Origin of the sequence: Bradyrhizobium sp. USDA 241 (assembly GCF_049739505.1) — a bacterium.
GTDB lineage: Bacteria > Pseudomonadota > Alphaproteobacteria > Rhizobiales > Xanthobacteraceae > Bradyrhizobium > Bradyrhizobium liaoningense.
Genome location: NZ_JBMGPZ010000004.1, coordinates 815,022 through 833,420 on the forward strand (window position 1 = coordinate 815,022; position 18,399 = coordinate 833,420).

The following is an 18,399-nucleotide window of genomic DNA, read 5'->3' on the forward strand; positions in this document are numbered from 1 at the left end:
TCATCGCGCACGCCAGTCGCGCGGGCGGCAGCCGAAGCGCTGCTTGAAACGCCGCGTGAAGTGGGAGAGGTCCGAAAAGCCCCAGTCGAACGCGATTGCGCCGATCGCACGGTCCGCCATTGCGGGATCCCCGAGATCCCTGGCCGCGCCGTCGAGCCGGTGGTCGATGACGTAATCGGTGAAGCTGGAGCCTGATCGCGCCAGCAGCTTGTGGACGTAGCGTTCGCTGATGCCGACGGCCTCGGCGACATCGGCAACCGCAAGGCCGGGCTCGCGGAGCCGCCGGTGGATGGCGCGCTTCAGCGACAGCGTGGTTGCATCGGCAAGACTCTCGGACTCCGCAGCGCCTGCCCGGCTGCGCCGCGACAGGCTCACGGCGACCAACTCGATCAGAACCCGGAACAGCCGCACGCCCTCGTCTTCGGTCATGCGCAGCGCGCCGTCGCTGAGCGTGCGCGCGGTCTCCACGATGAGATGGCCGACGAAGGGATCGTCGGAGACGCGCGCTGCGCCGACGTCGAAGGAGGCCGGCAGGCGCTCGCGCAAGGCTTCTGCCGGCACCCACAACGAGGCAACGCGCAATTGTGGTCCGCGGTCGTGCAGGAGCGCGAACTGCCGATCGCTATCGAAGATGCCGACCTGTCCCGGCGAAAGGCTGATCTCGCGATCATCCTGCTGGATGCGACAGCGGCCCCCCAGCTTCAGGTTGAGGTAGAAGCAACTGCGGTCCGATGCCGCGATGTCGGCCGCAGAGCGCCGCACCACGTGTTCGGGAAAGCTGACGCGGTTGATCGCAGCATCGCCGAGGCGGACGTGCTCGACGCTGGCCGGAAAGCCGGCTGCGGCCGCCGGCTCCGGCGTCAGATTCATGAAGGCCTGGCAGATCGCCTCGCGATAATAGGAGAATTGCTCGGTGGGCCGCACGCCCGCAGTATTCCAGGCCGATCGACGTGACGGAATGGCGCGCTCGATCTGCTGCATCGGTTCACTCCGAGACCAATCCGGTTCACTCACAGCCAAGCAACGAATTCGTGACCGGTCCAGATTTGCCGCGCGGCCACGCTGCCCAGCCAAGGCCATTATGCGCCGATCTAATCACACCCTCAGGAGGAGTCACAACATGTCGACCTACGTTCTCGTCCACGGCGCCTGGCACACCGGCGCCGAATTCGAGCCTGTCGCCGCACCCATTCGTGCGGCCGGCCATCAGGTCCATACCCCCACCATCAAGGGCAACCGCCCGGGCGATGCCAAGACGACCGGGCTGAAGGAGGCGATCCAGTCGATCGCCGACTATCTCGCCGAAAGAAATCTCAAGGACGTCATCCTGCTGGGCCATTCCTATGGCGGCATGATCATCACCGGCGTCGCCGACCTCGCGCCCGAGCGCATCCGCCGCCTGGTCTACTGGAATGCCTTCGTGCCCAACAATGGCGAATGCCTCAATGACATGGTGCCGCCGCACTATCTCGGGCTGTTCGACGCGATCGCGGCCGAGCGCGGCGACGGCTCGGTGGTCTTGCCCTTCCCGATCTGGCGCGAAGCCTTCATCAACGATGCCGATATCGAACTGGCGCAGCGCGCCTACGACGTCCTCAATCCGCATCCGCTGGCGACCTTCACCGACAAGATCGCGCTCAAGACCAATCCGGCGGAGATGCCGCTGGCCAAATCCTACATCAACTGCACCGAAGACACCGCGATGCCGCACAGCCATGGCTGGCATCCGCGTCTGTCGGAGAAGCTCGGCCTGTTCCGCCTGGTGCAGGTGCCGGGAAGCCATGAGCTGTGCTTCTCCGATCCGGCGCGGCTCGCCAGGGCGATCATGGAGGCAGGCCGCGACTGACAGCCCGCCCTGATGCACCTCTCGATCGTGGGCCGCTCAATTCGGATGCCACCAGCGGCCGCCGATGACGACGCCCTCGGAGACGATCTTGCGATCCCCGATCAGGTGCTCGCCGACAACGTCCTCATAGTCGAACTGGCCCTGCCTCACCGAGATCAGCGTGGCGTCGCCGACGCTGCCCGGCTTGAGGCTGCCGAGCTCGGGGCGGCGCAGCGCCATCGCCGCGTTCACGGTCGAGGCCGCGATCACGTCCGGCAGCTCCATGCCCATGCACAGGAACTTCGACATGGTCGTGACCTGGTCGTAGGCCGGGCCGTCGATGCAGAGCTGGTGGATGTCGGAGGAGATGGTGTCGGGATAGAAGCCGTTGGCGAGCATCGCGCGCGCGGTCTTGAAGGCGAACGAGCCCTTGCCGTGGCCGATGTCGAACAGCACGCCGCGCTCGCGCGCATCCAGCACCGCCTTCTTCACCGTGCCCTGCGCGGTCGCGGGCGTGTTTGGGAAGGGACGGAACGCGTGGGTCAGCACGTCGCCGGGCCGCAGGCGAGCCAGCACCTCCTCGTAGCTCGGCGGCGGGTGGTCGATATGCGCCATCAGCGGCATGCCGACCTCGTTCGCAACCTCCAGCGCGATATCGAGCGGCACCGCCCCCGACGTGCCCGATGAGTGCAATCCCACGCGCACCTTGATGCCGACGATGAGGTCGCGATTGGCATCGGCCACCTTGGCCGCCTCGATCGGATTCATCAGCCGCAGTTCCTCGCTCTCGCCGACCATGATCCGGTGCGAGAAGCCGAAGATGCCGGCGTGCGAGACGTGCAAGTAAGCGAGGATGCGAACCTGGCTCGGCTCGATGACGTGCTTGCGGAAGCCGGCGAAATTGCCGGGACCGGCGCTGCCGGTGTCCACCGCCGTGGTGACGCCGGAGAGGCGGCAAAATTCCTCGGCATCGATGCCGAGCGAGGTGCCGCCCCAATAGACATGGGTGTGCAGATCGATCAGCCCCGGCGTCACGATGAACTGTGAGACGTCGCGCACCTCGGTGCCCGGATCGGCCTTGAGCCCGCTGCCGACCGCCGCGACCTTGCCGCCGGCAAAGGCGACGTCGGTCACGGCATCGAGCTTCTGCGAGGGGTCGACCACGCGGCCCCCGCGCAGGATGAGGTCGAAAGGCATCATGGTCTCCTGATGTGGCGAGGTCTGGCCAGTGGCGTGCGGGGGCAGGCTGAAAGGGGCCCTTCAGCCCCACTTGCTTGCGGGCATTCTGCTAGCAATTTTCGCGCCGCATTGGCAAATCCGGACGGGAGGCTGGCCGCGCGGCGACATCACCGGCGAACGGGTAGCCGGACCTTCTTCCACTCCTCGAAGTCTCCCTGCACGGCCACGGCTGCCCGCTTTGCGGCGTCTTGTAGCCAGCCGTCATCCTTCTGCTTACGGAGATGACGCTCGATCTGCTTTTTGTCGTCACGTTTCGCGGCGTGAACCGCCCCGAGGTCGAAACCCATGGCCCACAACAGGTCGAGCCTGAGCCGCACGCCGGTGCGATCACCCAGATCGATCTTGCGCTGGTCGGGCGCAATGCGCCGGACGATGTAGCGGTCGACCAAATCGAGATGCGGATCCGGCGCGCGGAACGGGCCGCGTGCGAGCTCTAGAAACTTCGGCTCGTCCCTGTTGCCGTGCGCCCAATCCCAAGCGGAAGGCACCAACGCCTTGGCTTCCCTGACGACCTGACCACCGGCCCATGCCGCGATCGCGACATAGCGCGGCCGGCCGAGGCTGCCGCCGCCCTTCCGGAGCGAGGCGAAGCGCTTCAACTTGGCACCCTTGGGCAGGCTCGTCTCGAGCATGGAAGCTACTTCGGGTGGCGGGTTCTTCACTTCCCGATAGTGCTTCACCTCGTGCCAAAAATCCCGTCGCTCTTCGTCGGAGCAGGCGACGTAGGGCCGCATCCAGCTCTCCTGCTCATCGAGCAGCCGCGGCGCCGGCTTCGCCAGACCCTCCTGATAGCCTTCGAGGATCACCTTGGCCGCACGCGATTGTCGACCTGCGACTTCGCCAGCCGCGCGCTGGTCGCAAGGCGAACGAGATCGAACGGATAGGGAATGACTGCCGCCTCGTCGAAATCGTTGATGCCCCACACCAGGCGCCCTTCGGCATCGCGCCAAGTGCCGTAATTTTCGATGTGCATGTCGCCGACCGACAGCACGGCGGGCGCATCCTTCAACTTGGGACAGAGCTTCTCGATCCGCTGCGCCCAGCGAAAGAACGTCGCGCGCAGGAACGTGAACGCATCCTTCTGCATCCGCTCGTGCTTGTGGGCGAGGTCCGCCTCGACAACGTCGCATTGTTTACGCAGCCAGTGCTCGAAGGCCGCATTGTCGCGCTGAAAAGTCATCCGGTGCAAACCACTGGTATCGGCGAGCCGGCGCTGATCCCAGACGCGCCCTCGAATCAATCTTCAGCTGCATCAACAATCAACTGATGCTCAGACGCGAAATGCTATAATCAAATAAGCAGCGGCGCAATTGTCGGCACCTGGGCCGACATCGCGCAGCCCTCGGGAGAGCGACAAACGAGACGAAGCCGGACAAGGAAATGGCGATCCCGGGATGACTCGAACATCCGACCTACGGTTTAGGAAACCGCCGCTCTATCCGGCTGAGCTACGGGACCGCGGAACCCGTGGGTACGGGTTCGATCCCGTCATAGCAGAGCAAAATGCGGTTCGCCAGCCGTCAGGCGGGCCAAGCCATCGTCAACCTGAACAGGGCGGCTATACAATCGCTTCCAGGCCCCTCTCGGCGGAGCAGCCCACATGATCGAGAGCATCAGCGCCATCACGCTCGGCACCCATGACATGGCGCGCGCCGTGGATTTCTACCGCTCGCTCGGGTTCGAGCTTCTCTATGGCGGCGAGGCCGCGGCATTCACGAGCTTTCGCGCCGGCAACGGCTATCTCAACCTGACGGTGCAGCCGGACGACAAGCGCTGGTCCTGGTGGGGCCGCGTCATCTTCCATGTCGCCGACGTGGACGCGACCTATCAGCGGGCGCGCGCTGCGGGATGGCAGCCGTCGACCACGCCCCGTGATGCCGAATGGGGTGAGCGCTACTTCCATCTCACCGACCCCGACGGCCATGAGCTCAGTTTCGCACGGCCGTTGTCCTGACCGAATAAGTCGCATCTGCTGACGTTCCAACGCGCAGGTAGCGCTGTCTCAGCCGCCGTGGCAAACTCGGCGCGGTTTCCTCAGTTCTAACCAGGGAGGACGACCATGGTAACCTATGTTGTGCTGGGAAACTTCACGGATCAGGGAGCCCGCAACGTCAAGGACTCGCCGAAGCGGGCCGACGCCTTCAAGGAGATGGCCAGATCGTTCGGCGTGACTGTGAAAGAGATCGTCTGGACGCAGGGACGATATGACGTTGTGACCGTTCTCGAGGCTCCAGATGAGGCTGCCGCGATGTCGCTCAGCCTTAGTTCGGCAATGTCCGCACCGAAACGCTGCGCGCGTTTTCGGCAGCGGATATGACAAAGATCGTCGGCAAGATGCTCTGACGCTCAGGCCCGCGCGAGCGCACCGGACCTGACATCGGACCTGGGATGGCAATCCCGGGCATGGTCTCTCATGCCCTGATATTGTTGTCCCGCACCACCTTGCCCCAATAGGCGACCTGCTTGTCGAAGAAGGCCTTGAAGGCGGCGCCGTCCTGGAGCAGCAGCGTCATGTGCTGGGTGTCCTTGAGCTGGGTGGCGGTCGCGGGCTCGCTCAGGATCTCCTTGGAGGCCGTCGCCATGGCCGCGACGATATCGGGCGGCGTGCCTGCGGGGGCGAAGATGCCCCACCAGGCGAGCGTCTCGAAATCGGGGAAGCCGGCCTCGATCGCGGTCTGAGTATCAGGCAGCGCCGGCAACCGCTCGCGGCCGAGCTGCAGGATCGGACGCAGCATGTTGGTGCCGAGCTGGGCGGCGACCAGCGCGGCCGATCCCGCGATCAGGTCCACATGGCCGCCGAGCACATCGTTCATCGCAGGGCCACCGCCGCGATAGGGCACGTGCATGATCTCGACCCCGGCCTTGCTGCCGAGCACGGTCATGGCGAGATGGCCGAGCGTACCGATGCCGACCGAGGCATATTTCACCGCGCCCGGCGTCGCCTTGCAGGCCGCGACCACGTCGGCAAAACTCTTGTAGGGACGGCCGGCGCCCGCCGCGATCACGTAAGGCGCGGTGCCGATGAGCAGCACCGGCATCAGCTCGCGCTCGACATCGACCGGCGGCTTGTCGAGGATGGCCGGGATCACCGCATGGGAATCGAACGTCACCAGGAAGGTCGAGCCGTCCGCCGGGCTCTTGGCGACCTGCGCCGCGCCGAGCGCGCCGGCCGCGCCCGACTTGTTCTCGACCACGACAATGCGGTTGAGCTTGGTCTGCAGATTGCTCTGCAGCAGCCGCGCCATGGCGTCGGTCGATCCGCCCGGCGGGAACGGCACGACCAGCGTGATCTTTCCGGCCTGTGCCGCCGCTGGCGCCACTGCGAGAATGGCGGGCGCAGCCAGGAATGTGCGTCTTGTGATCGTCATGGTCCCCTCCCTGTGATTCTTGCGCCCGGCTTTTTTGCTCTTTGGCGCTCGAGCATGATCCGGAAAAGCTAGCGGCTTTCCGGAAAGATCATGCTCCAGATAAATACCTGAAGCGCGAAGCGCTTCAGGTCGTTCCGAAACCCGACCCTGGTTTTCTGTATTCTGGCCGAGGCGGACTGAAGATGTCCAGCACGCGGGCGCCGTCGGGGCCGGCGCGCATGGTGTGCGGCACGTGGCCGGGCGTGCGCCAGAAATCGCCCTTCTTCACCGGGATCTCCTCGTCGCCCTGGACGCGGATGGCGGAGCCGTCGAGCAGCACGCCCCATTGCTCCTCGGGGTGATGATGCAGCGTGCCTTGCGCATGCGGCGCCAGCGTCACCACCGAGAGCATCGCCTGCTCGCCGGAGAAGATGCGCGTGGTCACTCCGCTGGCGAGCTCGCGGAAGAGGCCGTCGCTGGGATCGTCGATGTTGTGGAATTCGTCCTTCTGGCTCACGGCATCCTCCCCTTCGTTCTCGTCTGATCAGGACTTTCCATAAGAGCCCTGGTAGCGGCCCTCGCGGATCGCCTTCAGCGTCTCCTCCTCGCGCGCGACCTGGGCGCGCACCGCTTCCAGCAGCGCGGCGGCGCCGGCGGCGGGAAACGACACCACGCCGTCCTCGTCGCCGACCACGATGTCGCCGGGCGAGATCACGCTGCCGCCGACGGTGACCGGCACGTTGATCTCGCCGGGGCCGTTCTTGTAGGGACCACGATGGATCACAGCGCGCGCATAGCAGGGAAAATTGTCGGCCGCGAAAGCCGCGACGTCGCGGATCGCGCCGTCGATGACATAGCCTTCGGCTTTGCGACACTGCGCGATGTTCTTCATGATCTCGCCGACCAGCGCCCGCGTCTCGTCGCCGCCGCCGTCGACCACGATGACGTCACCCGGGCCGACCAGGTCGAGCGCGCGGTGGATGGCGAGATTGTCGCCGGGCCGGGTACGCACGGTGAAGGCCGTTCCCACCAGCTTGCCGCCGCGATGATACGGCCTTAGCCCCACCGCGCCCGGCAGCCGGGCGAGATTGTCAGAGATCACCGAGGTCGGCGCGTCCCTGAAACCTTCGATGATATCGGCCGGCGGCTTCGGCACGCTGCTCGCTGCAATGGTGATCGTCATGTCAGTCCTTCCGTGTTTGTCTTACTCGACGTGCGCCCGCGCCTTCGCCGGCCAGATCCGGAAGGCGCGTCCCTCCTTCATCCACGCCGCGCGCTCATCGCGCAACAGCGTGCGGCGGACTTTACCGGAATCATCGCGCGGCGGAGCGCCGACGAACTCGAAGCTTTCGGGGTGCTTGTAGCGGCTGAGCCGGTCTTTCAAAAACTCCGCCATGCCGTCGGCGATGGCCTGGCCGTCGGCATCCAGCTCCGGTTCGATGATGGCATGCACACGCTGGCCCAATTCCGGATCGGGCAGTCCCACCACGACGCAGGAGCGCACGCCGGGGCAGGCGGAGACCGCGGCCTCGACCTCGGCCGGATAGATGTTGGCGCCGCCGCGCAAAACCATGTCGGCGAGGCGGTCGCCGAGATAGAGATAGCCTTCCGCATCCAGCCTGCCGATATCGCCGAGCGACTCCCAGCCGTCGGCACGGCGTTTCGGCTCGGCACCGAGATAGTGATAGGTGGCGTCCTTGCCGTCATTGTTGAGGAAGTAGATCTCGCCGGTTTCCCCCGGCGCAACATCGTTGCCGTCCTCGCCGATGATGCGAAGCTTCGCCATGTCGCCGATCTTGCCGACCGAGCCCTTGTGCGTCAGCCATTCCGTACCGGAGATGATGCAGGCGCCCTGGCGCTCGGTGCCGCCATAGAGCTCCCAGATCCGCTCGGGCCCGAGCCAGGCGATCCAGTTCTCCTTCAGCCAGGGCGGCATCGGCGCGGCCATGTGGAAGACCGTCTCCAGGCTCGACACATCGTAGGCGTTGCGCACGTTGTCCGGCAGCGCCCAGATCCGGTGCATCATGGTCGGCACGAAATTGACCCATTGCACGCGCTCGCGTTCGATCTGGCGCAGCGTCTCCTCGGCGTCGAACTTGGTAAGGCCGGTGAGCTTGCCGCCGACGAACAGGGCGTAATGCGACACGATGAACGGCGCATTGTGATAGAGCGGGCCGGGATTGAGCAGCGAAACCCCGAAGGGGATGTTGAGCGGCGGCGCGGCGACCGTGTCGGTCACCGCCGGCTGATGATCGAGGATCACCTTGGGTCGGCCGGTCGAGCCGCCTGAGGTCATCGCTTTCCAATAGCGTGCCACCGGCGCATTGAGCGGCTCGTCCGAGAAACCTTCCGGCACGAAGTCCGCAGGCAGCCGGTTCGGCGCATTCCAGTCGGCCTCGCCGCCGACCACAAGCGCCGGCTTCAGAATGTCGAGCACCGCGGCGGCTTCGCCGCGCGGCAGCCGCCATGACAGCGAGGTCGGCGTCGCCCCGCACTTCCATACCGCAAAGGAGGTCTCGAAGAACGTGTTGCCGTTCGGCAAGCCGATCGCCACGAAATCGCCGGGCTTGACGCCCCTGGCCGCGAACGCCCGGGCGCGCCGGTTGGCGCCACGCTCAAGCTCGTCCCAGGTCAGCGTGTCCTGCCCGTGACGGATGGCGATCGTGCCATGCGGTTTGCGTTCAGCGTACCAGCGCGGCACGTCGGACAGGGGCAGCAGCATCAGGCGTTTCCACTTCGTCTTCTTGGCGACGCCTCGGGAGTGAGGCGCTCACGACATGAGTGTAACAGTCTGCCGGCAGGGCGCTGTGACTCCCGCGCCACGTCAAGCACAAAATGTCAGCATTGCAGACATGAAATTCCCAAGTTCCATGGGTGACAAGGCGGCGATAAAGGGGCAAAAATCGGTCTCGACTCAGTTCGGGTTGAGTCCTGCAAGGAATGCTCTCGTAGAATGTCGGCCGTGGCTACATCGCGTCGTGCGGCGCTGCTTCTTGTGACCGCAGCAGGGTCTCTCCTGCTGATGCATGCGCATGCCGAGGCGCAATGGTGGAAACGCTCGCCGGTCGATTTCGAGGAATGCGCCGACGCCGCCGAGAAGGCCGCAACCAAATCCGAGAAGACCTCCGCGCTTGCCGATTGCAACGCCAAGTTTGCCGGCCGCCGCAAGCCGGGCGGCGGCTATTCCTATTACGACTTCCTTCAGGATCGCACCTTCGACATCGCCGGCCCCAATCCGACGCCGGAGGAACAGAAGAAGATCGACGAAGCCTACACCGCCTATCTCGCCAGTCAGCGCCGCAGCAATGAAGCGGCCCAGGCCACCGCTCGCCAGCAGCGCGAGCAGCAAGAGCAACTGGTGCAGCAGCTTCAGCAGGTTGCACTGCGAACCGAAGTCGAGCGCGTGCCTATTCCGGTCGAGCGGCCGAAGGTCCAGCAGGCCGCAGGCCCGAGGCCGAAGGGCGCGCCCTGCACCAAGGGCTCGTTCTCCTGCGAATGGCCGCGGCTATCGGAAAGCTTGAACGATCTGAAGAAGCTGTTCACCCCGACCCCGAGCAAGCCCGCGAAGAAGGGCTGAGCCGAGACAGCGTCATTTCCGGATTCAGCGTGGAGCCTCAGTTCGTGTGCTTCTTCTTGCCGCGCTTCGGCTTGACCGCGGGCGCAGGCGCGGGCTCCGTTATGGCCATCGAACCACCCAACTCCTTACGGCTCTCCTGCAATCGCCTGTCATAGCCGGGCGAGTTCATGACCGTCGGTGGCCTGGCGTAGGCGAGCGTCGATGCGGCGCAAAGCGCGGCCAGTGCAAGCCCGATCATCAAACCACGCTTCATCGCGTTCCTCCTTCGCACTCACGCCGATCCGCGAATCTGCTGCGGCGTCAGCCGCGGCGGGCCGTTGCCGGCCGTCTCAGCCTCCTTGATCAGCGCAACAATGCGGCGCATCAGCGGCACGCTGACATTGTTCCGCTCGGCGAGCGCGATGACCGCGCCCTGGAGATAGTCGATCTCGGTCCTGCGGCCCTGCTTCAGATCCTGCCACATCGAGGAGCGCGCCTCGGGATCGATCTTCATCGTGCGTCCCAGGATCGCTTTGAAGATCGCATCGGGCAGCCGCAGCAAGGCCGGAGACCACCTCATCGGGATCGGCGTCGCCGAGACCGGCGTGATGCCGGCCGCCTTCAGCGCGGCGAGCCCCTCGGCCATCTGGTCGGCGAACAATCTGCGCCAGTCGCGGTTCGCCAGTTGCGCGGCGAGCGGCAAGTCCGACAACGCGCTGAGCGCATTGTTCAGATTGATGATCAGCTTGCCCCATTGCACCCCGGTGATGTCGCCGCTCGCGCGCATCGTGAGGCCGGCGACCGAGAGCTTCCCGGCCGTGTTCTCCGCATCCTCCCCAATATGAATGTCGCCGGAGGTCGAGCGATGGAAGCGGCCCTCGCCCATCGCGATCACGTTGAACGGCACCATGCCGGCCAGCACGCGGCGGCCGCCGAGCCGCTCGCGCAGCACGGCGACGTTGCCGACGCCGTTCTGAAGCGAGACGATGACGGCATCCTCAGGCGCATGCTGCGCGATCTGCTCGGCAACAGCGGCGGTGTCGGCGCTCTTCACCGTCAGCACGACGCCTGCGCTGTGGAAGATCGAGGGATCCTCCGATAGCGCCAGTTGCCCCGCGCCAAGCCTCTTCTCGGAGCCGTCGAAATCGGTCAGAAGCAGGCCGAACCGTTCGATCTCGGTCTTCACCCGCGGCCGCACCAGGAGCGCGACGCGGCGGCCGGCGGCCGCCAGCATGCCGCCGACGAAACAGCCGATGGCGCCCGCGCCGGCGACTACGATCGGTCGATTTGTCATAACCTCGCCTTGCTCAACCTGAACGGCCCGCCTTCGATAGCAGAGGCCAGGCCGGCAACCAATCGCGGTGCATCCGACTTGTAACGGTCATGCGTGCCCCATATGTTTTCGCCCCGGGGGCAGTCAGCGGCGAGCGCTCGCCGAACCAGACGCCAAAGGAGAGCACCATGGGTCTACTCGACGTCCTCAATGGCATGCAGAACGGCCCGCGCGGCCCGAGCACACCGAGCTCCGAGAAATCCTCCGGCGGCATGTCGCCGATGACCATGGCGCTGCTCGGCCTGCTCGCCTGGAAGGCATTCAAGCATTTGACGGCAGGCCAGCCCGGCGCGGCGCCTGCCCCGCAGCCGCGGTCGCCGCTGCCGCCTCCGACGCAGGCGAATGCGGGCGGCCCCGGCGGCGGTCTCGGCGATTTGCTCAAAGGTGGCCTCGGCGGCCTGCTTGCGGGCGGCGCGGCCGGCACCGTGCTCAGCGGTGGGCTCGGCGATCTCCTCAACCAGCTCCAGCAGAGCGGCCAGGGCGAAGCCGCGAATTCCTGGGTCGGCAGGGGCGAGAACAAGCCGATCGCACCCGGCGATCTCGCCAGCGCACTCGGCGCCGACCAGATCGACAGCCTGTCCGCCCAGAGCGGCCTGTCACGCGAGGAACTGCTCTCCGGCCTCAGCCAATATCTGCCGCAGGTGATCGACCATCTGACGCCGGACGGACGGCTGCCGACCGAGAACGAAATCTCGGGCCGAATCTGAAGTTCTTGGTCTGAGCATGATCTATCCGGAGAACCGCGACACACTTCTCCGGATCATGCTCGAAGCGTTCTCGGGAAGGGGAGCACACTCATGAGCATGGGCGGCCTGCTGTGGATCATTGTCGTCGGCTTCGTCGCCGGCCTCATCGCGCGCTGGCTGGCGCCGGGACCGAACAGTCCGAGCGGCTTCATCCTCACAACCATCCTCGGCATCGCCGGCGCATTTCTGGCGACCTTCGTCGGCCAGGCCATCGGCCATTACAGCCCCGACCAGGGCGCTGGCTTCATCATGGCCACGATCGGCGCGGTGGTGGTGCTGTTCATCTGGCACCGGCTGGTGGCGAGCGGCGTGATCAAGGGGTAGTGGCTCGAAGCGCAAAGAGACGGCAGACTGTCTCCACATCGTCATGCCCGGGCTTGACCCGGGCATCCACGTCTTTCAATCCGCACGGCAACGCGTGGATGGCCGGGTCAAGCCCGGCCATGACGGGGAAAGAGCGCGGCACCGATCACGTAATCAAGTGCATCCCCGCATCCATGCGCACGACCTCGCCGGTCATGTTGCTGGAGGCCGGCATCGCGAGGAAGCAGACGAGTTGCGCGATGTCTTCTGCGCGCGAGGCGACCTTCAGCGGCACCTTTGCGACAACGCTATCGCGCACCTGCTTTGCCCCTGCCTCGCCGCGGCCCTTGGTGAACCAGGGCGTGTCGATATAGCCGGGGCATACCGTGTTGACGCGGATCAGCGGCGCCAGCGCACGCGACAGCGACAACGTCATGGTGTTGAGTGCGCCCTTGCTCGCGGCGTACGCGATCGACGAGCCGACACCGCTGATGCCGGCGACCGAGGACACGTTGACCACCGCGGACGGCCGCCCCGAAGCCTTCGCGCCCGCCTCGAGCAGGCTGCGCGCGGCGCGCACCATCTGGAACGGACCGATGGTGTTGACGCCGTAGACCCGCTGGAAATCCTCCGCCGACAATCCGTCGAGATCGGCGTGAGCGACATGCTTGGTGATGCCGGCATTGTTGACGAGCACGTCGAGCCGGCCCCAGGGCGCAGCGGCAGCTACGATCCTGCGGCAATCCTCATCCTTGGAAACGTCGCCTTGCGCGACCAGGACCTCTGCCGCGCCGGCCTTGCGGCAGAGCTCGGCCGTGGCCTCGGCTTCCTTCTGGCTCGACGAATAGTTGATGACGAGCCGCGCCCCGCTCCGCGCGAGAATCTCCGCGGTCGCCGCGCCGAGGCCGGACGCCGATCCCGTCACGATTGCGCACAGACTGTCCTTTGCCATCCCGAATTCCTTCCCCTGTTCTGACGTTGGCGTCCTCTTTAGCGAGTTTGCCGCGCCCTGCAAATCGAGCAAACTCCGCTAAGCGGAATTAGCCTCCTGTTGGCCCTTGCGCCCATGCCCGCGCCGCAGGTTGACCTGCGGTCAACGCTTGTCAGGGCCATGGCTTTTTTCGATCATCGGGCGCAAGAAGAGACCGCGCACCCGCCTACGAAACGGGACGCGCCAATGGCAAGACACGGGGAACGCTGTGGCGGAGAGTGACAATATCGTCGTCGAGACCGCGGAGAAAATCTTCGCCGACCTCGCCGATCCGCAAACCATCAACAACGACAGGAAGGATTCGTGGCAGGCGCCGCTGTGGCGGGCGCTGAGCGAGGCGGGCCTGCCATTGTCCTGGGTGCCCGATGATCTCGGCGGCTCCGGCGCGAGCCTTGCCGATGGCTTTGCGCTGCTGAACGCCGCCGGCCGTTTCGCGGTCGCGGTGCCCCTGGCCGAGACCATGCTGGCGGGGTGGCTGCTGGCGCAGGCCAGGATCGCCTCGCCCGAAGGCGAGATGACGGTGTTGCCGGCTTCGCCGAAGGACCGCATCAGCCTCGATGCCGATGGCGCGCTCTCCGGCCGTGCGCGCGGCGTGCCGTTCGCGAAGACAGCGAAGCACTTCGCGGTGCTGGCGCATGGCAGGAACGGTGTTTCCATCGCGCTGGTCGATGCGGCCAAGGCGCGGATCGAGGCCGGCCTGAATGTCGGCTACGACCATAGCGACACCGTGACGCTCGACAAGGTCCAGCCCATCATCATCAAGCCCGCGCCGAAGGGCTGCGACCAGACCACCCTGATGCTGATGGGCGGCGTCGCACGCAGCCTTCAGATCGCCGGCGCATTGGAATCGATGCTCGACATCTCCGTGCGCTATTCCAACGAGCGTGTCGCCTTCGAGAAGAAGATCTCGAAGTTCCAGGCGGTGCAGCACAATCTCGCGCGCCTTGCCGGCGAGTCCGCCGCGGCGCTTGCGGCAGCGACGTCGGCTGCCGACGCGATCGCCAACGCAAGATCCTTCAACGACGAAGTCTATCTCGAAGCCGCCTCCGCCAAGATCCGCTGCGCGGAAGCCGCCGAGAAAGGCGGCGGCATCGCGCATCAGGTCCACGGCGCGATCGGCTTCACCATGGAGCATATCCTGCACCGCTATTCGCTGCGGGCGCTGGCCTGGCGCGACGATTTCGGCTCGGAGAGCCATTGGGCCGTCGAACTCGGCAAGCTGGTCGCGAACCGCGGCGCCGACGAATTGTGGCCGCTCGTGGCGTCGCGCTGATCAGGAGACGAGACAACAATGACCGCTGCCCTTCGTTTCGATCCGATCCGCCTGCCGGAGAAGTGCGAACAGTTACGCAAGGAAGTGCGCGCCTTCCTCGCCGAGGAAATCGCCGCCGGCACCTTCGATCCGCACAAGCCCAACCGCGAGGACACCGACGCGCCGGAATTTTCCCGCAGGGTCGGCGCCAAGGGCTGGCTGGGGATGACCTGGCCGAAGAAATATGGCGGGCAGGAACGCTCCTTCCTCGAACGCTACGTCGTGACCGAGGAGATGCGCGTCGCCAACGCGCCGACGCGGCGCTTCTTCGTCGCCGACCGCCAGAGCGGGCCGGTGCTGTTGAAATACGCGCCCGAGCACATCAAGATGGATATCCTGCCGCGCATCTGCCGCGGCGAGATCTGCTTTGCCATCGGCATGAGCGAGCCGAACTCCGGCTCCGACCTGTTTGCGGCGAAGACGCGCGCGACCAGGACCGACGGCGGCTATCTCATCAACGGCACCAAGATCTGGACCTCGTCGGCACACATCGCCGACTACATGATCGCGATCTTCCGGACCTCGCCGCCGACCAAGGAGAACCGCCGCCACGGCCTGACGCAGTTCCTGGTCAAGATGAAGCAGCCCGGCATCAAGGTGAACCCGATCGGCCAGATCACCGGCCAATACGAGTTCAACGAGGTCGTCTTCACCGATCACTTCATCCCTGATGATCACGTGCTCGGCGAGGCCGACGGCGCCTGGAAGCAGGCGACGAGCGAGCTCGCTTATGAGCGTTCGGGCCCCGAGCGCTTCCTCGAAACCTATTACGTGCTGACCGAGCTGGTGCGCGCAGTCGGTCCCAATCCGGACACGCGTAGCGCCGAGGGCATTGGCCGGCTGGTGGCGCAACTCCACACCATGCGGCGCATGTCGGTCTCGGTTGCCGGCATGCTGGAAGCCGGCAAGGAGCCGGTGGTCGAAGCGTCCATCGTCAAGGACATCGGCACGGTCTGGGAGCAGCAGCTTCCGCACCGCGTGCGCGACCTCGCCGCTTTCGTCGAGGAGACCGCGAGCAACCGCGAGACGCTGGAGCGGCAGCTCGACTTCGCCATCAAGACCGCGCCGAAACTCACCATTCAGGGTGGCACCACCGAGGTGCTGCGCGGCATCATCGCCCGCGGACTTGGCTTGCGCTAATTCAATCGAGGATCATCATGAGCACCCATAAAGATATCGGCGTCGAGAAGATCGGGCATGTCGGCACCATCGAGATCCGCCGGCCGCCGCTCAACTTCTTCGACATCTCGCTGATCAACCAGATCGCGGATGCGCTCGACGAGTTCGACCGCGACATCGAGATCCGTGCTTCCGTTCTTTCCGCGCAGGGCAAGGCGTTCTGCGCCGGCGCCAATTTTGGGGATCCGGCGCGACAGGCGCAGGAGGCGCGAGAGGCCGAGAAGAAAGGCGACCCCGCCGACAGCCTCGGGCCGATCAACCATCTCTACATCCAGGCGGTGCGCATCTTCCGCGCCAAGAAGCCGATCGTTGCCGCCGTGCAAGGCGCGGCCATCGGCGGCGGACTCGGGCTCGCGGTCTCCGCCGATTTCCGCGTCACCTGCCCCGAGGCGCGCTTCTCCGCGAACTTCACCAAGCTCGGCTTTCATCCCGGCTTCGGCCTGACCGTGACGTTGCCCGAGCTGATCGGCAAGAACAACGCCGAGCTGATGTTCTACACCAGCCGCCGCGTCACCGGCGAGGAAGCGGTGAAGTGGGGCCTCGCCAACGAGCTGGTGCCGCAGGACCAGGTGAAATCGGCCGCGATGAAGCTCGCCGGCGAGATCGCCGAATGCTCTCCGCTCGGCCTGCTCTCGACCCGCGCCACGATGCGCGCCGGCCTCGCCGACCGCGTCATGGCCGCGACCAACCACGAGCTCGCCGAGCAGACCAGGTTGCGCGCGACGGAAGACTTCAAGGAAGGTGTGAAAGCCACGGAAGAGCGGCGGGTCGCGAATTTCAAGGGGCGGTAACCGCTTTCTTCCTTCTCCCCTTGTAGGAGAAGGTGGCGCGAAGCGCCGGATGAGGGGTCTGTTTCCACAAGGCAATCTCTATTGAGTGCGCGGAGAGAGACCCCTCACCCGTCTCGCCGCTACGCGCCGATCCGCCCTCTTCCACAAGAGGGAGAGGGTTTGAACGCGATCAGCTCACGCGAAACGTCACGCCGCTCAGCAGGAACTCATTCCCTGCGACCGCGTGCCCTTTCGCCCGCGCTGCATGCAGCACACGTGCAGCATCAGCCACGCGAAACTCCAGCGCGCTCATGATCTCGCTGGCGCCCTTGACGAAGCGGAAGGTTGCGTTCGGCAGCTTCAGTTCGGCATCGCCGCTCGGCGCAATACCGATGATCTTGCCCCAATGCTGCGCCAGCCCCACCGGGTCCGGGCTCTGCACCTCCACGATTGTGAGCGCCTGCGTCACATCCTTGCGGATGAATTTTTGCCAGTCGGGTCCCGCCGGCGGATAGGGGCCCAGAATGTCGTCGCTGCCTTCGGTGTGGTTGAATTCGATGAAGGCGGCGCGGCAGTCGCGCGGGTGCAGCTGCACGCCGTGATAGGGCGCATGGTCGATGACGTTGGCGGTGCGCACGCCGAGCGCGTTGGCGTTGCGGCCGCGCTCGTCCGGATCGTTGCAGCAGAAGATCGCCATGTAGCCGCCGCGGCCGCCGGTCTTCTCGATGAAGCGGCCGGCCGTGGTGCCGTCCTTGAAGGGCGCCACCACCTCGAGCAGAATCGTGTCGACCGGGAGCAGCGCGTTCTCCAGGCCATATTTGGCGACATTGCCGTCGCGATAGCAGACGGAAAGGCCCATGATCTCCGCGATGTCGGAAATGACGGGCGCGAGCTGCGGCGCGACCAGACAGATCTGCCGCAGCCGCATATAGGGCGCCATGGTCATGCGCCCCTGAAGGTCGGCTTGCGCTTCTCGACGAAGGCCTTGGCGGCCTCCTTGTGATCCTCGGTGTCGCCGCAGCGGGTGTGATGGATCGCCTCGCCGTCAAAGCAGTCTTCCAACGGCAAGCGCTCGGCATTGTTGATGTTGCGCTTGATGAAGCCGAGCGCGATCGACGGGCCCTGCGCCAGCGACAGCGCGAGCTCGTGGGCGGCGGCGTCGATCTCGGCGTCCGGCACGACCCTGGTCACCATGCCGATCGCATGCGCTTCCCTGGCCGTGAGCACCGGCGACATCAGATAGAGCTCCCGCGCCCGCGCGCTGCCGAGCAGTTGGGTCAGGAAATAGGTCCCGCCGTAATCGCCGGAGAATCCGACCTTGGCAAAGGCGGTGGTGATCTTGCAGGATTCGGAGGCGATGCGCAGATCGCAGGACAGCGCCATCGACAGGCCCGCGCCGGCCGCGGCACCATCGAGCTGCGCCACCACGGGCTTGGGCATCTGATGCAGGATGCGCGAGACCTCCATGCCGCGGCGCAGATTCGCAAGCTTCTGCTCGAACGGCAGCGGCGCACGACCTGCCGCCATCGACTTGACGTCGCCGCCGACGCAGAAGGAGCCGCCGGCGCCCTTGAACAGCACCGCCCGCACCTCGGGATCGTCGGCCGCGCGCCGCGCCGCTTCGACCAGCCCGGCGACCATGTCAGGGTTGAGCGCGTTCTTCCGCTCCGGCCGGTTCATCGTGATGGTGAGCAGCCCGCCTTCGAGCTTCTGCAGGACCATGTCGTTGCTCACAGGGCGTCTCCCTTGTTGTTTGTTGTATCGTTCCGGGGCGCGATGAAGTCGCGAGCCCGGAATC

General features: G+C 65.7%; 21 protein-coding genes, 1 tRNA gene and 1 pseudogene. 9 read left to right on the forward strand and 14 right to left on the reverse strand.

All coding sequences use genetic code 11. The features are described from left to right. Positions 1–981, reverse strand: a complete 981-nt coding sequence (locus ABIF91_RS13610; RefSeq protein WP_028176886.1) for a helix-turn-helix domain-containing protein — start codon at positions 979–981, stop codon at positions 1–3. Positions 982–1,120: 139 nt separating this feature from the next. Between ABIF91_RS13610 and ABIF91_RS13615 the strand changes: the two genes are divergently transcribed. After that, positions 1,121–1,846 (forward strand): alpha/beta fold hydrolase, encoded by a 726-nt coding sequence (locus tag ABIF91_RS13615; protein ID WP_028176887.1) that lies wholly within the window; start codon positions 1,121–1,123, stop codon positions 1,844–1,846. A gap of 36 nt (positions 1,847–1,882) precedes the next feature. Here ABIF91_RS13615 and ABIF91_RS13620 read toward each other — a convergent pair whose 3' ends face one another. From ABIF91_RS13620 to ABIF91_RS13635, 4 genes are all read right to left on the reverse strand, one after another. Beyond that, entirely contained in the window at positions 1,883–3,022 is a 1,140-nt protein-coding gene (locus ABIF91_RS13620) for an amidohydrolase/deacetylase family metallohydrolase (protein WP_028176888.1), read from the reverse strand. 149 nt (positions 3,023–3,171) lie between these two features. Further along, a complete protein-coding gene (locus ABIF91_RS13625; protein WP_245285412.1) occupies positions 3,172–3,870 on the reverse strand; it encodes a hypothetical protein in 699 nt (232 codons plus the stop codon). Continuing rightward, entirely contained in the window at positions 3,867–4,244 is a 378-nt protein-coding gene (locus ABIF91_RS13630; RefSeq protein WP_245285413.1) for a DUF2252 family protein, read from the reverse strand. The genes ABIF91_RS13625 and ABIF91_RS13630 overlap by 4 nt, the downstream gene beginning before the upstream one ends. Positions 4,245–4,445: 201 nt before the next feature. After that, positions 4,446–4,522: transfer RNA gene (locus ABIF91_RS13635), tRNA-Arg, on the reverse strand. Positions 4,523–4,664: 142 nt separating this feature from the next. On the opposite strand from ABIF91_RS13635, the gene ABIF91_RS13640 reads away from it, so the two are divergent. Beyond that, complete coding sequence (locus ABIF91_RS13640) at positions 4,665–5,018, forward strand: VOC family protein (protein WP_028176889.1); 354 nt, start codon at positions 4,665–4,667, stop codon at positions 5,016–5,018. 105 nt (positions 5,019–5,123) lie between these two features. Continuing rightward, positions 5,124–5,407 (forward strand): annotated as a pseudogene (locus tag ABIF91_RS13645) (GYD domain-containing protein). A gap of 68 nt (positions 5,408–5,475) precedes the next feature. Here the strand turns inward: ABIF91_RS13645 and ABIF91_RS13650 are convergent. The 4 genes from ABIF91_RS13650 to ABIF91_RS13665 form a co-directional block, all read right to left on the reverse strand. After that, positions 5,476–6,432 carry a tripartite tricarboxylate transporter substrate-binding protein gene (locus tag ABIF91_RS13650; protein ID WP_028176890.1) on the reverse strand — a complete coding sequence of 319 codons (957 nt, stop codon included), beginning with the start codon at positions 6,430–6,432 and terminating at the stop codon, positions 5,476–5,478. A 124-nt stretch (positions 6,433–6,556) separates the two neighbouring features. Further along, positions 6,557–6,928, reverse strand: coding sequence for a cupin domain-containing protein (locus ABIF91_RS13655; protein ID WP_028176891.1), 372 nt, complete (start codon positions 6,926–6,928; stop codon positions 6,557–6,559). Between the two features lie 27 nt (positions 6,929–6,955). Then, positions 6,956–7,594: an RraA family protein gene (locus ABIF91_RS13660; RefSeq protein WP_028176892.1), complete on the reverse strand. Its 639-nt coding sequence runs from the start codon at positions 7,592–7,594 to the stop codon at positions 6,956–6,958. 21 nt (positions 7,595–7,615) lie between these two features. Next, entirely contained in the window at positions 7,616–9,133 is a 1,518-nt protein-coding gene (locus tag ABIF91_RS13665) for an AMP-binding protein (protein ID WP_028176893.1), read from the reverse strand. A 231-nt stretch (positions 9,134–9,364) separates the two neighbouring features. Here ABIF91_RS13665 and ABIF91_RS13670 point away from each other — a divergent pair, with 231 nt between their 5' ends. After that, positions 9,365–9,988: a hypothetical protein gene (locus ABIF91_RS13670; protein WP_028176894.1), complete on the forward strand. Its 624-nt coding sequence runs from the start codon at positions 9,365–9,367 to the stop codon at positions 9,986–9,988. Between the two features lie 37 nt (positions 9,989–10,025). Here ABIF91_RS13670 and ABIF91_RS13675 read toward each other — a convergent pair whose 3' ends face one another. After that, positions 10,026–10,241 carry a hypothetical protein gene (locus ABIF91_RS13675; protein WP_028176895.1) on the reverse strand — a complete coding sequence of 72 codons (216 nt, stop codon included), beginning with the start codon at positions 10,239–10,241 and terminating at the stop codon, positions 10,026–10,028. A gap of 18 nt (positions 10,242–10,259) precedes the next feature. After that, complete coding sequence (locus ABIF91_RS13680) at positions 10,260–11,261, reverse strand: 2-dehydropantoate 2-reductase (protein ID WP_284279988.1); 1,002 nt, start codon at positions 11,259–11,261, stop codon at positions 10,260–10,262. Between the two features lie 167 nt (positions 11,262–11,428). On the opposite strand from ABIF91_RS13680, the gene ABIF91_RS13685 reads away from it, so the two are divergent. Both ABIF91_RS13685 and ABIF91_RS13690 read left to right on the forward strand, forming a co-directional pair. Beyond that, on the forward strand, positions 11,429–12,007 hold the full coding sequence (locus ABIF91_RS13685) for a YidB family protein (protein WP_028176897.1): 579 nt from the start codon (positions 11,429–11,431) through the stop codon (positions 12,005–12,007). A gap of 90 nt (positions 12,008–12,097) precedes the next feature. After that, a complete protein-coding gene (locus ABIF91_RS13690; RefSeq protein WP_080659861.1) occupies positions 12,098–12,370 on the forward strand; it encodes a GlsB/YeaQ/YmgE family stress response membrane protein in 273 nt (90 codons plus the stop codon). Positions 12,371–12,515: 145 nt separating this feature from the next. Here the strand turns inward: ABIF91_RS13690 and ABIF91_RS13695 are convergent, their stop codons facing one another. After that, the gene (locus tag ABIF91_RS13695) at positions 12,516–13,301 is read right to left on the reverse strand and encodes an SDR family NAD(P)-dependent oxidoreductase (RefSeq protein WP_035675224.1); all 786 of its coding nucleotides are present in this window, start codon (positions 13,299–13,301) and stop codon (positions 12,516–12,518) included. A gap of 247 nt (positions 13,302–13,548) precedes the next feature. Here ABIF91_RS13695 and ABIF91_RS13700 point away from each other — a divergent pair, with 247 nt between their 5' ends. From ABIF91_RS13700 to ABIF91_RS13710, 3 genes are read left to right on the forward strand one after another with little or no spacing between them, the layout of a single operon-like run. Further along, positions 13,549–14,613 carry an acyl-CoA dehydrogenase family protein gene (locus tag ABIF91_RS13700; RefSeq protein WP_028176900.1) on the forward strand — a complete coding sequence of 355 codons (1,065 nt, stop codon included), beginning with the start codon at positions 13,549–13,551 and terminating at the stop codon, positions 14,611–14,613. A gap of 18 nt (positions 14,614–14,631) precedes the next feature. After that, positions 14,632–15,792, forward strand: a complete 1,161-nt coding sequence (locus tag ABIF91_RS13705) for an acyl-CoA dehydrogenase family protein (protein WP_028176901.1) — start codon at positions 14,632–14,634, stop codon at positions 15,790–15,792. A gap of 17 nt (positions 15,793–15,809) precedes the next feature. Next, positions 15,810–16,622: an enoyl-CoA hydratase/isomerase family protein gene (locus ABIF91_RS13710; RefSeq protein WP_028176902.1), complete on the forward strand. Its 813-nt coding sequence runs from the start codon at positions 15,810–15,812 to the stop codon at positions 16,620–16,622. A 169-nt stretch (positions 16,623–16,791) separates the two neighbouring features. On the opposite strand, the gene ABIF91_RS13715 is transcribed toward ABIF91_RS13710, so the two are convergent. Together ABIF91_RS13715 and ABIF91_RS13720 are read right to left on the reverse strand one after the other, a co-directional pair. After that, positions 16,792–17,541, reverse strand: coding sequence for a hypothetical protein (locus tag ABIF91_RS13715; RefSeq protein WP_028176903.1), 750 nt, complete (start codon positions 17,539–17,541; stop codon positions 16,792–16,794). Between the two features lie 2 nt (positions 17,542–17,543). Continuing rightward, a complete protein-coding gene (locus ABIF91_RS13720) occupies positions 17,544–18,335 on the reverse strand; it encodes an enoyl-CoA hydratase (RefSeq protein ID WP_028176904.1) in 792 nt (263 codons plus the stop codon). Positions 18,336–18,399: the final 64 nt, after the last annotated feature.

Coding starts and splice junctions, on each gene's coding strand:
- ABIF91_RS13630 (WP_245285413.1), bottom strand. CDS start 4,244: ATGACTTTTCAGCGCGACAATGCGGCCTTCGAGCACTGGCTGCGTAAA.
- ABIF91_RS13615 (WP_028176887.1), top strand. CDS start 1,121: ATGTCGACCTACGTTCTCGTCCACGGCGCCTGGCACACCGGCGCCGAA.
- ABIF91_RS13640 (WP_028176889.1), top strand. CDS start 4,665: ATGATCGAGAGCATCAGCGCCATCACGCTCGGCACCCATGACATGGCG.
- ABIF91_RS13620 (WP_028176888.1), bottom strand. CDS start 3,022: ATGCCTTTCGACCTCATCCTGCGCGGGGGCCGCGTGGTCGACCCCTCG.
- ABIF91_RS13690 (WP_080659861.1), top strand. CDS start 12,098: ATGAGCATGGGCGGCCTGCTGTGGATCATTGTCGTCGGCTTCGTCGCC.
- ABIF91_RS13675 (WP_028176895.1), bottom strand. CDS start 10,241: ATGAAGCGTGGTTTGATGATCGGGCTTGCACTGGCCGCGCTTTGCGCC.
- ABIF91_RS13680 (WP_284279988.1), bottom strand. CDS start 11,261: ATGACAAATCGACCGATCGTAGTCGCCGGCGCGGGCGCCATCGGCTGT.
- ABIF91_RS13670 (WP_028176894.1), top strand. CDS start 9,365: ATGTCGGCCGTGGCTACATCGCGTCGTGCGGCGCTGCTTCTTGTGACC.
- ABIF91_RS13705 (WP_028176901.1), top strand. CDS start 14,632: ATGACCGCTGCCCTTCGTTTCGATCCGATCCGCCTGCCGGAGAAGTGC.
- ABIF91_RS13710 (WP_028176902.1), top strand. CDS start 15,810: ATGAGCACCCATAAAGATATCGGCGTCGAGAAGATCGGGCATGTCGGC.
- ABIF91_RS13665 (WP_028176893.1), bottom strand. CDS start 9,133: ATGCTGCTGCCCCTGTCCGACGTGCCGCGCTGGTACGCTGAACGCAAA.
- ABIF91_RS13610 (WP_028176886.1), bottom strand. CDS start 981: ATGCAGCAGATCGAGCGCGCCATTCCGTCACGTCGATCGGCCTGGAAT.
- ABIF91_RS13715 (WP_028176903.1), bottom strand. CDS start 17,541: ATGGCGCCCTATATGCGGCTGCGGCAGATCTGTCTGGTCGCGCCGCAG.
- ABIF91_RS13650 (WP_028176890.1), bottom strand. CDS start 6,432: ATGACGATCACAAGACGCACATTCCTGGCTGCGCCCGCCATTCTCGCA.
- ABIF91_RS13695 (WP_035675224.1), bottom strand. CDS start 13,301: ATGGCAAAGGACAGTCTGTGCGCAATCGTGACGGGATCGGCGTCCGGC.
- ABIF91_RS13685 (WP_028176897.1), top strand. CDS start 11,429: ATGGGTCTACTCGACGTCCTCAATGGCATGCAGAACGGCCCGCGCGGC.
- ABIF91_RS13660 (WP_028176892.1), bottom strand. CDS start 7,594: ATGACGATCACCATTGCAGCGAGCAGCGTGCCGAAGCCGCCGGCCGAT.